This is a genomic window from Bacillus sp. AFS029533, assembly GCF_002585125.1.
Classification (GTDB): Bacteria; Bacillota; Bacilli; order Bacillales; family Bacillaceae_G; genus Gottfriedia; species Gottfriedia luciferensis_B.
Window position 1 is genome coordinate 17,299 of record NZ_NUQC01000014.1, and the last position, 13,606, is coordinate 30,904.

Here is a 13,606-nt window from a genome sequence, read left to right on the forward strand (position 1 = left end):
CACCTTTACGATAAAGAAAACTCGTCTATTGGCGAGCTTTTAGGAGAAGATAGAGGTGTAGTTACACTTATACTTAATTCCTAAAATGGACAACTACATCTAGAATTCTTCACCTCTGCTAATTTAAAATTTACAAAGAAAAAGCTCGACTTAAGTCGAGCTAATATGCTTATAGTAAGTTTAATTTACCTTTTTTAAGAACTAACATTGGTCCACCAAGTACGAATAAATAACGGTTATCAATTACTTTTTTCATAAAAGAAGCTTTCCAACCAGTTAATTTTTTACCGTAAACTACGCCAATTGCATCATCATGTCCTAATGAACATACTGTACCTTTAATGTCTGGTGTGAATTCTTCTAATTCACCTTTTCCACGAACTAGTACTGCTAAGTTGTGTGCAACATTAAATCCTTGTTGAATTGCAATTTGTGCTGTTGGTGGGTATGGACGGTTACTTGCTTCGTCAATTAATAAAGCAGAGTCACCAACGATAAATACATCGTCATTTCCAGGAACACGCATATCTTTTGTAACTTTTACACGTCCACGCATCGCTTCAAAACCAGATTGCTCTACTAATGCATTTCCACGTACACCTGCAGCCCAAACAACTGTTGCAGAGTTGATTTTCTCTTCTACATCACCTTTAGCAACGATGATTCCATCTTCAGTACATTCTTTAATAGCTGTACCAATTTTGAATTCTACGCCTTTTTTCTCTAATTGAGAAACCGCATAGTCAACTAATTCAGGATCAAAACCTGGTAATACCATTGGTGCAGCCTCTACGCAAATAATACGAACTAAATCACGATCGATATCATACTCTTTGCATAATTCTGGAACACGGTTTGCAAGTTCACCAACAAATTCAATACCAGTAAATCCAGCACCACCAACGATAATCGTTAATAACTCATCGCGCTTTTCAACTGGAGTGTTGTAGTATTTAGAGAAGCTGTAATCAATATGCTCACGAATTTGACGAGCAGCATTGATGTTAGCAATTGAAAATGCATGTTCTTTTAATCCTTTAATTCCGAAAGTTTCTGACTCAAAACCAAGTCCAACTACTAAATAATCATAGTCTAATTCGCCGTTAGAAAGAAATACTTTCTTCTCTTCAGGTTTGATTTGAGTAACAGTATCTTGAATAAAGTTAATTTTATCTTGATTAATCACGTCTTTAATATCAAGTCGTGTACGGTCATGGTGTAATGTACCTGCTGCATTTTCATGTAACCATGTTGCTTGGTAGTGGTAGCTGTTTTTATTTACTAATGTAATGTCCGCTTCATTTGCAGATAATGTTTTTTGAAGTCGAGTTGCAGTAATAATTCCACCGTACCCAGCTCCAAGGATTACAATCTTAGGCTTATTCATGATATACATACCATCCTTTTAAATTATATTAATTACCTACAATTTGCCGTAATATCTCTAAATTTATAACTAAGCTCAATAGTGAGCAATCTAATTCATTATAAAATCAGTACATAAGTGAGCAAACGATTAAATAGGGATATTTGTCTAAATATTTCGTAATAATTGTCACAAAATGTTAACAATTAGCCTATAACAATATTAAAGTTTTTTTTGTAAGATTTCAAGCATAAATCTAATCGGTAGAATTCTCGAAATATTAAGTGAAATTGGTTATTTTTTGATTCACACCTCATATTTTAGAAAAATTTCTACAATGTTTTAACTGCCATATTTTAATTTTATCGGCATAAAATATGATATTATTCTATTATAGATGCCATGCATTTATACATGAGGGGGCTATTCCTTATGAAAGACGAAAAAGTGTATGATATTACAATTATTGGTGGAGGACCAATTGGTTTATTCACTTCCTTTTATGGTGGAATGCGACAAGCAAGTTTAAAAATCATTGAAAGCTTACCACAGCTTGGTGATCAATTATCTGCACTTTGGAATGCACCATTTCCTGCAGTGATGATAATAGCTTTTGTATAATGTTCAAAACCATCATTACAAACTAAATGGAATACTCCAATTCTTTTTTAATATTATTTGTGATATATTGAACAATGTACAGTATGATTCGTGAACCATTTCACAACCAACTTCTTAAAAAACCAATTGAAATTTTTATCTACACTATATAATAGTACACAACTTCAAAAAAGATTCAATAATTTACCCTGAATTTGTAAAAATATTAACAATTAAGAATTTTGCCTAGTTTGTATAATAGAAAAAATAGGATACAAAAGTATCCTATTCATGTGTAGACAAAGTACTAAAAAATGGATTTTCAGACTGATTGCAAGCGTTTGGCTGGCAGTCTGAATTAGCACTCTTCAGGTGTACCTGCATTCGTAGCTGTTCTAAAACTAGAACCACATCCACATGATGCGATTGCATTTGGATTATCGATTGTAAATCCTCCGCCTAGTAATGACTCTTTGAAATCAATTACAACTCCTTTTAAAATAGGAGCACTTTCATTATCAACTAAAAATTTAATGCCATGATATTCTAATTCTGTGTCATCATCATTTTTTTGTGGATCGAAACCAAGTCCATATGAAAGTCCAGAGCAACCTCCACCCTTTACTCCTAAGCGAACAAAAGTGTTTTGATCTTCTTCGTTTTCGATCATTTCTTTAATTTTTAAACCTGCTTGTTCAGTAACTGTAATCATTTATTTCACTCCTCTTTGAGTATAGTATATGCCTTCTGTTATTGTAACTGCTGGGCCTTTCATCCATACATCCCCATCAGTAGACCAAGTAATTTGTAAATCTCCACCTTGTAGGTGAACAGTTATCGGTTCATCTCGTTTATATTTACCTTCTTGTATCATAGCGACTGCTGCAGCACAAGCTCCTGTTCCACATGCTTGCGTTACACCAGAACCTCGCTCCCATACAACGAAATTTATCTCATTATGCGGCAAACATTCGATAAATTCAACATTTACGCTTTCAGGAAATAAATCATGTTTTTCAACAATTGGACCTAAAGTTGTTAATGGTGCTGTTTTTATATCACTTACTTCAAAAACAGCATGTGGATTTCCCATCGAAACTGCTGAAAATTCATAGCTTTTCTCTTCAAATAAAATTCTATCCTTAGCATATTCCTGATCATTACCAATCATTGGGATTTGTGATCTTCGGAATATTGGTTTCCCCATATTTACTGTTACTTGATTAACAATATTGTTTTCAACATGTACTGTTGCTTCAACAATTGTACTGATCGTTTCAATCTTAAATGAAGTATTATTTGCAATTCCATGTTCATATGAATATTTAGCTACACATCTTAGACCATTACCACAATTTTTAGCTTCTGACCCATCATTATTAAATACTCGCATTTTTACATCAGCAACTTCTGATGGACAGATTAATATCATTCCATCACTACCAATTCCTGTATTAATATTTGAAACTTCAACTGCAAGTTTAGAAAGCTCTTCTTCTCTTAAATTTTCTTCAAACATATTTACATAAATATAGTTATTTCCTAATCCATGCATTTTTGTATAACGAAAAGAATTCATTTTCATGACTCCTTACTTTTTTTATTAATACAAGTATAAAATTTAAATGAATTGAGCACAATAAGAACATCCCCCGTTTCTCGATATAGAAACATTTTAAGAGCTTTCACTTAAGTGAATGCTCATTTTTTTTGCATTAACTTTGCGAAAGATTAAAAATAGTGTACGTAATAAAAATAATATTGGTTAACGTAATTTAACGAAAGAATAGTATGATTGAAATGTTTAAAAGGGTATGATTGAGGGATGTAAAACGGATTTTGAGGAAGACTAAAATATTGTTGAAATAGCTCGAAAAATAGAAAAAGCACTGTTATTTATTAACAGTGCGTGCTTCTTATATTAACATATTTTCTTCTAAGAAAATATAAATATTATCTACTAGCTCGGTTGCCGTTTCTCCAGTAACTACTTCCCCTTCAACTAGTGCAAAAAGTGATAGACTACATTTTCCACAATATCCAAGGCAGCCATATTCTAGTATGTCTAGATTTGGATCACGTTCAAGCTGTTCTAAAGCTTTTTGTGCACCGTCTGCTAGGTTTTTTATACAAAATTCGACTAATGGTCTCACTATTTTTCACTCCTTGCTCCTCATAAAGTTACTCTTTTTTTTTTAAAACGTCAATCCTTTTGAGAATAAATGGAATGAGCTTTATTTTACTGAGTTAGGCGTTGTTATTTTAACATAAAATATATATAATATAATTGTCGAAAAATAGAAAAATTTTTTCATTCAACGCTAATAAAACAAAAGGGGAACATCAACTATGAAAAACCTCGTATTACTAGGTGCCGGATATGGAAATATTCGTGCTTTGTCACGTCTATTAACATCTGATTTACCTGAGGATGTTCATATCACATTGATTGATCGAAATTCTTTTCATTGCTTTAAAACTGAGTATTATGCATTAGTTGCAGGTACAGTTCCAGAGCAACACATTAGAATACCATTACCAACTCATGAGAAATTAAAGGTTGTTTATGGAGATATTACCACAATTGATACGGCAAACAAGAAAGTAGAATTAAGCAATGGAAAATCAGTTTCTTATGATGATTTAATTATCGGTTTAGGTTGTGAGGATAAATACCATAATGTACCTGGTGCACCGGAACATACTTATAGTATTCAAACAATTGAAAAAACAAGAAACGCTTATGAAAATGTAAACAGTCTACCTCCTAATTCAGTAATCGGTGTTGTAGGTGCTGGTTTAAGTGGTGTAGAAGTAGCTAGTGAGTTAAGAGAAAGTAGAAGCGATTTACAAATTTTACTATTTGATCGTGGAAGCCGAATTTTATCAATGTTTCCAGAAAAACTTAGTTATTATGTACAAAACTGGTTTATTGAGCACGATGTAAAAATTGTTAGCAATTCAAACATTACAAAAGTTGAGAAAAATACTTTATTTAACCATGATGATGAAATTCATTGTGACGCTGTAATATGGACAGCGGGAATTCAACCAGTTGAAGTTGTCCGCAATTTAGACGTGGAAAAAGACAATACAGGAAGAATCGTTGTAACGAAATATCATCACATGCCAAACGATGAGCATGTTTATGTAGTGGGAGATTGTGCATCATTACCATATGCACCTTCTGCACAGCTAGCAGAAGCTCAAGCAGAACAAATCGTTATGGTTTTACAAAAAAAATGGAAAGGTGAAGACCTTCCAGAAGTAATGCCTAAAATAAAATTAAAAGGTATTATGGGCTCACTAGGTAAAAAACATGGTTTTGGACTATTCAATGAGCGCCCACTACTCGGACGTGTTCCAAGATTAATTAAGTCTGGAATCTTATGGATGTATAAATACCACAATGGTTGATTAACAAAACATCTTTTTAGTTATATTAATATGCTAAAAAGCCCCTTACATAATTGCTAAGGGGCTTTTTTTTATTCTGTTTTGTCAGATTTAATAACTTCTTTTACACTTTCAACCATCCCTAAAAGCTTTGTAGCGTCTGTCGGAATAACAAGTTTTGATGCATGACCGTATGCTACTTTTTCTAAAGCTTCCATTGAACGCAGTTGAACCATTTCTTTAGTTGGCTCTGCATTTCTCCAAACATCTAATACAAGTTGTTCCCCTCTAGCTTTCGCTTCAGCAAGTTTAATGATTGCTTCCGCTTCCCCTTCTGCGCGTAAAACTTGAGAATCTTTATCTCCACGAGCTTTTTCAACTTGGCTTAAACGTTCCCCTTCTGCTTCAAGAATTTTTGATTGCTTTTCTCCTTCTGCTTTCAGGATTTTTGATTCTTTTTCACCTTGTGCATTTAATACTTTTTCACGACGTGTACGTTCTGCTTGCATTTGTCTCTCCATCGCATTTTGTATATCAATTGGTGGAATAATATTTCGGATTTCTACACGATTAACCTTCATTCCCCATTTATCAGTTGCTTGGTCAAGAATTGCACGGAGTTTATTATTAACTGTATCACGACTTGTTAAAGTTTCATCTAAATCTAATTCCCCTATTAAGTTACGTAAAGTAGTAGCAGTCAAATTGGAAATCGCAGACAATGGATTAGCAATTTCGTATTCATGACGCACAACATCAGTTACTTGATAAAAGACAACTGAGTCTACTTGGATACTAACATTATCTTTTGTAATCATCGATTGTGGTGGAAAATCTACCACAGTCTCACGCAATGTTTTTTTACTAGCTACACGTTCAACAAATGGCATTACAACGTGGATTCCACTCTCTAATTTTCGATGGAATTTCCCTAATCGTTCTACTAGATATACTTCAGATTGTCTAACAATGCGGATACTTGATAATAAAAGTAACACAACAAATAAAACAATAATACCAATAATAATCGGACCAACCATAGAACCTACATCAGACATAGCACTTCTCCTCAATTAGTTATTTTTCACGTATAAAGTTGCACCTTCTATTTTTGTTACAATTACCTTTTCATTTAAAATTAATGGTTCTGTAGAACGGATTGTCCATTCGTCACCATAAACTTTAGTCGTGCCTACTGTATCATCATTTATTTCAACAGAAGCTACAACGACCTCTTTACCAACTAATGCATATACTCCATTTTCTATCGTTTTATGCTGGTGGATTCTTTTTGCAAATTTCTTTGTACTAAGCCACAAAATTAATGCACTAATAACAAAAACGATAAAAGTAAAGGTGTTTGATCCTGTAAAATAATTTACAACTGAAGCTAGAATACTCGCAATACCAATCCATAAGAATACAAAGGTTAACGAAAACATTTCGATAATAATTAATAAAACGCCAATTACAAATAAACTAATCGCAACCATTCCACCCCTCCTCCCAATCCTATATATATGCCAAAAATTGTAATTTATTTGTCTTTACACTTCTATTCTATCATGTAAATCTTCTGCATTTTACATAAAATAATGAATTTTATTAAAACATTTTAATTTTTTTGGAAAAGTGTTAATTACAATAAGAAGCCAATAAAAAACAATTTTTAATCAATAAACCCCCTTACATTTTTGTAAGGGGGTTTATTATTGTTGAAAAACAACCTTGTAATTACCAAATTTTCGTAAAAGGANNCATAGGAGTCGAGCACCCCTCCGTTCCAATCAACTTATTCATTGAAAAAAGTCTGCAATAAATCCTAATCAGATTGCCTTTACTAGAGTAACTCAACTATTTTATATTAATCAGCTTGTAGGTCAATAACTTTCGAACATTAATTAAACTAAACAACTGAATTTGTTTTATAAAAATTAGTCCAAATTATTTTTAACTCCTAAAAAAATCATTACTAGTGACTATTGGAATCATGGAATTACTCAACCATGTTAACATTTTAAACCTTAATAGATCATCTCAAAAATGATAATTTCATCATTAAATAAATGTTCATTTAATGTCCGTTTCCCTATTGACCATTTATATTTCAACACTTTTAAAACCCCTTACATTTTTGTAAAGGGTTTTAATTCATTATAGTTCAATAGCGTTATAAACATCTTTTAATTTTGGATTACCTTCACCAACAACAGTTCCATTTACTAATACTACCGGATAGAAAAATTCATCATTTCTAACTCGTTCAGCGAAATCTTCTTTTTCATTATTCTCTACATTAAATATATCAATGTATTGAAAATCAAAGGCTAAGTCAGGATATTTTCTTTGAAGTGCAGCTTGAAGCCATTCAAAAGTTTCAATTGATGATGGCATTCCTACACAACTTGCACATATTACTTCAGCTCCAAAAACTTCCACTAAAATTTTATTACTCATTTTCTCCTCCTAGCATACAATAAGGGTGTGTCCAAAAATAATTTCAAACACACAAAGTACTCTGTAATAGATTTTTTCCTCTTAACTGATTATAATAAAATTAGTGAAAGGAGTCGATATGAATGGACATGAAAGAACAAGTACAAGAAGTTTTAGATAAATTAAGACCGTTTTTACTACGTGATGGTGGAGACGTTGATTTAGTTGATATTGAGGATGGTATTGTTAAACTTCGCCTTTTAGGTGCATGTGGTAGCTGCCCAAGTTCAACTATTACATTAAAAGCTGGTATTGAGCGAGCTTTATTAGAAGAAGTACCTGGTGTAATTGAGGTAGAGCAAGTATTCTAATATATTTTCAATACTAAAAGAGAGGGTTTAAACCCTCTCTTTTATTTTAGCCATTTAATTTCACGAATCCCTAACTTAGCAGTTGGTAGTCCGATCAAATCATAAAATCCACCTAAAAAAGCTTCAAACTCACTAGTATTTTCAAGATAATTAACTAATTTACGCTCATACCTTTTCCGATCCGCATCACTCCTTGCCAAATAATATCCTTCAATTGTTTCAAAATAGTGTACGGGAAAAAGAAGCCTTGCAAATAATAAACGCCACGCAAAAGTAGATAATGGACTTTTCTTTTCATAACCATAAAAAAATGAAAGGATTTTCTTTTGATAATTATCAGGATTCTCTAAATATTCATCCCTAACCCATTCAGCAAGATCTCTGCTTGGATGATCGTAAATCCATTCAATTGGTACTTTCGCAAAATGAATTTCTTTCTGTCTTCGTTCAGTCATTTTTTGATGACAGATTGTTGCTGCATCAATAACTTGAGGAGTATCATCTAGTTCAGTATCTACAACATATTGAATCGCATTTTCAGTCATTCCGAGATAATAAGGAAAAGATTCAATAAATATTTGTTCGAAAAAATTTTCGGGGTGACTATTCACTTTACTTTGCCAAAATCGTTCTAATTGCTCTAAACGTTTTTCCCATAAATTCTTCCATTTCCCGATTCTATTTAATCTTTTCAATTCATCTGAATATTTTTTTCCTCTTAAATGAAAAATCGCAAGTTCTTCACCGTTATTATTACTGCGTTCATTTTGTCTGTTACTTTTAAATAGAGAATAATTATTTCCATCAATCTTACTCACATAATACCCTTGAACATTTTGAACAAAGGTTGCGACCGATTGATCTCCGGTTGAGCTCATAAAATCACTTAAACTCTTCATTTCCTGCAAATCATCTTCTTTTAAATTTCCAATGGGTGCAAGAAAATACACCCTATTCCGCTGCCAAAACATGTAATATGACTGTACTTGAAGTAATTCAGCTGGTTGAATTTGATAATGAGTAAACATGTCTTGAATGATGTTTTGGTTGCGAATAAACATCATCACTCACATCCTTCTTATACCTACTTAATTAATATATATGTCACAAATCTAAAAACCTGTACCCTACTTTTTCACTTTCTATCTAAAACCCGAATGGCCATACACAAAAAGGGAGAGAATGACGTAGTATATATGAAATGTGGAAGCGAGTTGGTCAGCCCCGACAAGCATAAGACAAAGGCCATGAAAGGTCGCTTTTTATGCTTTTTTTTACTTGGGCAGGCTAATCACCAAAAAATATGTAGGAAAGTGGTTCAACAGATAAGGCATAAGTAATAAATTATATGTCTTAAACAATTTTTTACTATGTTTTAACTTTTTTTATAAAGGGGAATTTTGTTCGATATCGAATCATATATAATTAATCCTCTTATTTCTTTAAAAAAATTTAGTAAAAGTTTTAATTATTTTATGAAATCTCCATTTTAGTTATTTTTATAGTAATTAAATCAATCAATAAGGAAAAGGTGATGAAATGGAATATTTAAATCACGATTTAGAAAAGACTGCATTATCGTTATTAGAAAAAAGAGGTGTTACGCTCGATGACATTGCTGATTTAGTTTATTTTTTACAAAGTAAGTACCATGAAAATTTATCTAAAGATGAGTGTAAACACAATGTTGAGAGAGTCTTGACAAAACGTGAGATACAAAATGCCATCATTACTGGTATTGAATTAGATATTTTGGCAGAGCAAGATAAACTACAAGAGCCATTGTTGGCTATTATCAAAAAAGATGAAGGCCTTTATGGAATTGATGAAATAATTGCCTTATCGATCGTAAATGTATATGGTTCAATTGGATTCACGAATTACGGTTACATCGATAAATTAAAACCTGGAATTTTAGAAAGATTAAACGATAAATCTACAGGCTTAGTAAATACATTTTTAGATGATATTGTCGGAGCGATTGCAGCTGCTGCATCTAGCCGACTTGCTCATCGTGCTGCACATAAAAAGGCAGATCAGATTAAAGCTGAAAATGAATAAAAAAGAGTGGTCTCATAAGTCAATCTATATTTGAGACCACTCTTTCATATTGAAATAATACAAAAACCCCACAAGTAAATTAATTACTAGTGGGGTTTTTAAGTTAATTGATTTCTTAAATATATTTAATCCACTCTTCTAATGAGTCAACTGAATAAGTTGGCTGAGTTTCATAATTTGACAACATATCCCTTGTCGTTACACCAGTATGAACAATTAATGTGTCAACACCAGTATTAATCCCAGCCATAATGTCTGTATCATAATAATCACCAATCATTAATGTATCCTCTTTTGCAACACCGAGAACTTTTAATGCTTGTTCCATAATAATTGATTCAGGTTTTCCAATAAAAATTGGTTTTACTGTAGTAGATACAGTAATAACAGATGTTAATGAACCATTGCCAGGTAATAAACCTCTTTCAGTTGGTATCGCTATGTCACCATTAGTAGAAATAAATGTTGCGCCGTTTCTTACAGCTATACAAGCCTTTGCTAATTTCTCATAATTAATACTACGATCTAAGCCACTAATGACAAAATCCGGATTTTCATCTGTGATTGTTAAACCAACTTCCTCTAGGGCATATTGTAAGCCCTCTTCACCTATCATATAAACAGTAGCATCTGCCTTTTGTTCTTTTATGTAGTTTGCTGTGGCATTACTTGTTGTAAAGACCTGTTCTTTTGTAGTTGGAATATTAAAGGAATTAAGTTTATCAGCAACTTGTTCTGGTTTACGTGTAGAATTATTCGTTACAAAAAGATATGGAATATTTTTCTCCTTTAAAGCCTTTATAAAAAGACTTGCTTCCTCTATTTGCTCCTCACCGCGATACATAGTTCCATCTAAATCAATTAAGTATCCTTTATATTGTTTCATATTGCCACTCCTTACTAGTCAGGCTGTTCACTCAGTAATACAAGAAAACAGCGTTATTTTTACATAGAAAAACTAAAATTATTTTTCCTCATCACTACTAAAAGCATTTATTACTCCTAGCTCTTTATCAAGAAAAGCTTGAACCGAAACCGGGAATTCCTTATATGCTTCTATATTTTCGCTTAATGTCGTCACTATTTTTTCTGTAATTGAAGATGTGTAATCTTGTAATAAATGTTTTCGAATTGGAATTAATTTTTTTATGGATTCTCCAATTGATGCAGTAATAACTTTTTCATCCATTAGTATATCAACAATGTCATCATAACTTCCTGGGTCCCTCATTATAAAGCCATCAATCATTGTATTTCCAATATCTAACATACTATCAATCAAAAGATGTGTCATTCTTTCCAAAGCTAATTCTTCTATTTTATTTTTTGGATGGCTGTTTGACGCATATACCTCAAGCATTGAATTTAAAATTTCAATTCGATCTAATATGTTTTGACGATTTACAAAGTACATATGTACACTTCCTTCTCAATTCTATCTTCTACATTTTATGGACTTATATTTATTTTATAGCTAAATTCGAAAAAAATCGACAAATGAAAGCGTTTCTTACCGATTTTTGTTATATTATATAGGTGAATATTTTTCTGGGGGTTGGACTATTGGATCGTGAATTAGCACTTGAGATTGTAAGAGTTACTGAAGCAGCTGCCCTTGCCTCTGCTCATTGGATGGGTCGCGGTAAGAAAAATGAAGCTGATGACGCTGCTACTTCTGCAATGCGTTCGATGTTTGATTCAGTAAATATGGCAGGTACTGTAGTAATTGGTGAAGGTGAACTCGATGAAGCACCAATGCTATATATAGGTGAGAAATTAGGAACTGGTAATGGACCAGAAGTAGACATTGCAGTTGATCCTCTTGAAGGAACAAATATCCTTGCAAAAGGTCATGCAAATGCTATGGCAGTAATCGCAATTTCTGATAAAGGCAACTTATTACATGCACCTGACATGTATATGGAAAAAATAGCTGTAGGTCCTCGTGCTGCTGGTAAAATATCATTAGATGATCCGATTGAAAAAACGATAGATATTATTGCTGAAGCAAACAATAAACGTGTACATGATTTAACGGTAATTGTCCAAGAACGTCCTCGTCATGAGGAAATCATTGAACGAATTCGTGAAAAAGGTGCTCGTGTTAAATTATTTGGTGATGGAGATGTTGGCGCTGTTATAGCTACAGCATTACCTCATACCGGAATCGATCTCTTTGTAGGTACTGGTGGCGCACCAGAAGGTGTTATAGCCGCTGCAGCGATAAAAGCCCTTGGCGGCGACATGCAAGCTCGATTGGTACCAATGAATAAAGAAGAAGAATTACGTTGTATGGATATGGGTCTTAATAATCCAAGACAATTATTAACATTAAATGATTTAGTAAAAGGTGACGATGCAATTTTTGCTGCTACAGGCGTTACTTCAGGTGAATTACTTGAAGGAGTTACTTTCTTAGGTGGAGACTTAGTCGAAACTCATTCAATTGTAATGAGAAGTAAAACGAAAACTGTGCGACATATTAAAGCACATCACCATTTAGGATCCAAGCCAAATCTTATTTTAGTATAATGGAGGAATAAAAAATGTCAGAACGTTTTTTCTTATATGATGACACTATTCAAGCAAAGACTCGTTTTGTAAGCTTTATGGGAGAAGAGCAAAGACATGATCTTGCTTTAGTATATTCTGATCGTCATTATGGCAAAGTTATGATTATGGATATGCAAAGTAATCGATTTGCAATTATCGGTTCAGATGATTTAAAAGAAGAAGGTTACTTAGAATTTGCTTTCGGAATTTCTGAAGAAAAGGCAGCTGAATTATTAGATTTTCTAAGTGAAATTATATTCTAATTTTTCGATCCTGTGGATAAATAAATTATTTTTACTAAATAATCTGAAAAAAAGTGGATAACTAAAAAGTTGTCCACTTTTTTTGTGATTAAGTCTTCACTTATTCACACTTTTGTTGAAAGATTCAAACTTATCCACAAGGTTTTTATTCTTTCAAAAAATCAAAAAATACTTTATCCACAAATTTTTTATGTTCTAGATTAAACAACTTTCTTTAAAATACTGTGCTCCCTTTAAATAAACAAAAAAAAAATGAGGTTTCCCCCATCTTTTAATTTTTTACTTTCTTAACTACAAAATATTTACATCCAAAATTACAATACTCATAAATATACTCACGTAATGTACTTATTTTTGAATCATATGGAACATTTTTTTGAGAATCGTCAAAAAATCCTCTAAGTCTAAGTTGCTCATAGCCCCAATCCCCAACAATGTAATCATACTTTGAAAGGATCTCTGCATATCTCGCTTTAAAGGCTTCTTCATTGAATCCTTCACGGTAATCTTCAACTACTTCATAGCAAATATTTTGTATGCAAACCAATTTGTATTCTCCT

16 protein-coding genes and 1 pseudogene are annotated in these 13,606 nt (G+C 32.5%); 6 read left to right on the forward strand and 11 right to left on the reverse strand.

The features are described 5' to 3' along the window. Positions 1-169: 169 nt before the first annotated feature. On the reverse strand, positions 170-1,387 hold the full coding sequence (locus COE53_RS07320) for an NAD(P)/FAD-dependent oxidoreductase (RefSeq protein WP_069034810.1): 1,218 nt from the start codon (positions 1,385-1,387) through the stop codon (positions 170-172). A gap of 393 nt (positions 1,388-1,780) precedes the next feature. On the opposite strand from COE53_RS07320, the pseudogene COE53_RS07325 reads away from it, so the two are divergent. Then, positions 1,781-1,945: pseudogene (locus COE53_RS07325) on the forward strand (ferredoxin--NADP(+) reductase); the annotation flags it as partial. Positions 1,946-2,324: 379 nt separating this feature from the next. Here COE53_RS07325 and COE53_RS23890 read toward each other — a convergent pair. The 3 genes from COE53_RS23890 to COE53_RS07340 all read right to left on the reverse strand — a co-directional run bounded on the left by COE53_RS23890 (position 2,325) and on the right by COE53_RS07340 (position 4,119). Beyond that, on the reverse strand, positions 2,325-2,678 hold the full coding sequence (locus COE53_RS23890) for a HesB/IscA family protein (protein ID WP_069034812.1): 354 nt from the start codon (positions 2,676-2,678) through the stop codon (positions 2,325-2,327). Then, entirely contained in the window at positions 2,679-3,545 is an 867-nt protein-coding gene (gene dapF, locus COE53_RS07335) for a diaminopimelate epimerase (protein ID WP_098947625.1), read from the reverse strand. 337 nt (positions 3,546-3,882) lie between these two features. Next, positions 3,883-4,119: a YuzB family protein gene (locus tag COE53_RS07340; RefSeq protein WP_056468696.1), complete on the reverse strand. Its 237-nt coding sequence runs from the start codon at positions 4,117-4,119 to the stop codon at positions 3,883-3,885. Positions 4,120-4,315: 196 nt separating this feature from the next. Here COE53_RS07340 and COE53_RS07345 point away from each other — a divergent pair, with 196 nt between their 5' ends. Then, positions 4,316-5,383 (forward strand): NAD(P)/FAD-dependent oxidoreductase, encoded by a 1,068-nt coding sequence (locus COE53_RS07345; protein ID WP_069034814.1) that lies wholly within the window; start codon positions 4,316-4,318, stop codon positions 5,381-5,383. Between the two features lie 71 nt (positions 5,384-5,454). On the opposite strand, the gene COE53_RS07350 is transcribed toward COE53_RS07345, so the two are convergent. The 3 genes from COE53_RS07350 to COE53_RS07360 all read right to left on the reverse strand — a co-directional run bounded on the left by COE53_RS07350 (position 5,455) and on the right by COE53_RS07360 (position 7,819). Beyond that, positions 5,455-6,420, reverse strand: a complete 966-nt coding sequence (locus tag COE53_RS07350; RefSeq protein ID WP_217493010.1) for an SPFH domain-containing protein — start codon at positions 6,418-6,420, stop codon at positions 5,455-5,457. A 15-nt stretch (positions 6,421-6,435) separates the two neighbouring features. After that, positions 6,436-6,855, reverse strand: coding sequence for an NfeD family protein (locus tag COE53_RS07355; RefSeq protein ID WP_069034815.1), 420 nt, complete (start codon positions 6,853-6,855; stop codon positions 6,436-6,438). A 661-nt stretch (positions 6,856-7,516) separates the two neighbouring features. After that, a complete protein-coding gene (locus COE53_RS07360) occupies positions 7,517-7,819 on the reverse strand; it encodes a YuzD family protein (RefSeq protein ID WP_069034816.1) in 303 nt (100 codons plus the stop codon). A 122-nt stretch (positions 7,820-7,941) separates the two neighbouring features. Between COE53_RS07360 and COE53_RS07365 the strand changes: the two genes are divergently transcribed. After that, on the forward strand, positions 7,942-8,169 hold the full coding sequence (locus COE53_RS07365) for a NifU family protein (protein ID WP_025671774.1): 228 nt from the start codon (positions 7,942-7,944) through the stop codon (positions 8,167-8,169). A gap of 41 nt (positions 8,170-8,210) precedes the next feature. Here the strand turns inward: COE53_RS07365 and yutH are convergent, their stop codons facing one another. Then, positions 8,211-9,209: a spore coat putative kinase YutH gene (gene yutH / locus COE53_RS07370; protein WP_069034993.1), complete on the reverse strand. Its 999-nt coding sequence runs from the start codon at positions 9,207-9,209 to the stop codon at positions 8,211-8,213. A gap of 499 nt (positions 9,210-9,708) precedes the next feature. On the opposite strand from yutH, the gene COE53_RS07375 reads away from it, so the two are divergent. Further along, positions 9,709-10,230, forward strand: a complete 522-nt coding sequence (locus tag COE53_RS07375) for a phosphatidylglycerophosphatase A family protein (RefSeq protein ID WP_069034818.1) — start codon at positions 9,709-9,711, stop codon at positions 10,228-10,230. Positions 10,231-10,345: 115 nt separating this feature from the next. Here the strand turns inward: COE53_RS07375 and COE53_RS07380 are convergent, their stop codons facing one another. Next, positions 10,346-11,116 (reverse strand): TIGR01457 family HAD-type hydrolase, encoded by a 771-nt coding sequence (locus COE53_RS07380; RefSeq protein ID WP_069034819.1) that lies wholly within the window; start codon positions 11,114-11,116, stop codon positions 10,346-10,348. A 78-nt stretch (positions 11,117-11,194) separates the two neighbouring features. Further along, positions 11,195-11,644 carry a DUF86 domain-containing protein gene (locus tag COE53_RS07385; protein WP_069034820.1) on the reverse strand — a complete coding sequence of 150 codons (450 nt, stop codon included), beginning with the start codon at positions 11,642-11,644 and terminating at the stop codon, positions 11,195-11,197. 149 nt (positions 11,645-11,793) lie between these two features. Here COE53_RS07385 and glpX point away from each other — a divergent pair, with 149 nt between their 5' ends. Further along, positions 11,794-12,762 carry a class II fructose-bisphosphatase gene (glpX, locus tag COE53_RS07390; RefSeq protein WP_098947627.1) on the forward strand — a complete coding sequence of 323 codons (969 nt, stop codon included), beginning with the start codon at positions 11,794-11,796 and terminating at the stop codon, positions 12,760-12,762. A 14-nt stretch (positions 12,763-12,776) separates the two neighbouring features. Beyond that, complete coding sequence (locus tag COE53_RS07395; RefSeq protein ID WP_025672291.1) at positions 12,777-13,046, forward strand: DUF3055 domain-containing protein; 270 nt, start codon at positions 12,777-12,779, stop codon at positions 13,044-13,046. A 271-nt stretch (positions 13,047-13,317) separates the two neighbouring features. Here the strand turns inward: COE53_RS07395 and COE53_RS07400 are convergent, their stop codons facing one another. Further along, complete coding sequence (locus COE53_RS07400; RefSeq protein WP_056468720.1) at positions 13,318-13,593, reverse strand: YutD family protein; 276 nt, start codon at positions 13,591-13,593, stop codon at positions 13,318-13,320. Positions 13,594-13,606: the final 13 nt, after the last annotated feature.